The sequence below is a fragment of the Aliidiomarina iranensis genome, assembly GCF_003987135.1.
Taxonomy (GTDB): Bacteria; Pseudomonadota; Gammaproteobacteria; order Enterobacterales; family Alteromonadaceae; genus Aliidiomarina; species Aliidiomarina iranensis.
The window spans coordinates 1-690 of record NZ_PIPJ01000035.1; the positions used below are offsets into that span (position 1 = coordinate 1).

At 48.1% G+C, this 690-nt stretch carries 2 protein-coding genes; both read left to right on the forward strand.

The genetic code is table 11. The features are described 5' to 3' along the window. The first annotated feature begins 41 nt into the window (after positions 1–41). Entirely contained in the window at positions 42–323 is a 282-nt protein-coding gene (locus CWE08_RS12120; RefSeq protein ID WP_126768532.1) for a type II toxin-antitoxin system Phd/YefM family antitoxin, read from the forward strand. Then, entirely contained in the window at positions 320–622 is a 303-nt protein-coding gene (locus CWE08_RS12125) for a type II toxin-antitoxin system RelE/ParE family toxin (RefSeq protein WP_126768533.1), read from the forward strand. Before CWE08_RS12120 ends, CWE08_RS12125 begins: the two co-directional genes overlap by 4 nt. Positions 623–690: the final 68 nt, after the last annotated feature.

Consider the following 690-nt stretch of genomic DNA (forward strand, 5'->3'; position numbering starts at 1 on the left):
GTACATTTATAAGTACATTAAGTTGTACATAGGTGATGCCAATGACAAGAGTACATGTAGACGAAGATATTCGACCTCTATCTGAATTTCGGGCCGGAGTTGCAAAGTTTGTGAAGCAAATCCATGAGACTCGGCGCCCGATGGTACTAACACAGCGTGGTCGCGGGGTTGCAGTACTGGTTGATGTTCAAGAGTACGAGAAGATGCAAGAGCGCTTGGAAGTGCTCGAAGAGGTTTACCGCGCTGAAGAGCAAATCGCTAATGGTGCCGGAATTTCTCATGAAGATGCGAAATCACGCATTTTGAGTAAGCTAGCTCAATGAAGGTAGTTTGGTCTCCGCTTGCGCTAGAGCGCGTAGAAAGTATCGCTCAATACATTGCCGAAGATAAGCCAAGTGCGGCGTTACACTGGGTTGATGGTTTATTTTCTTGCGTCGATCGCTTAGCTGAATTTCCGGAGAGTGGACGAGTCGTCCCTGAGGTGCGTTTGCAGCGTATTCGAGAAGTGGTGTTTGGCTCTTACCGAGTTATCTATAGCATAACAAATCAGGTGGATATTCTAACGGTTCGTCGCAGCAGTCAGTTATTGAAAGCCTCTGAGCTCGGTGTGGATGAAACATAACAAGTCAATGAACTACGCGCCGTCGGCGCCGGACGCGCTAAAGCACGCCGGTTATTTCGAGCGTTAGC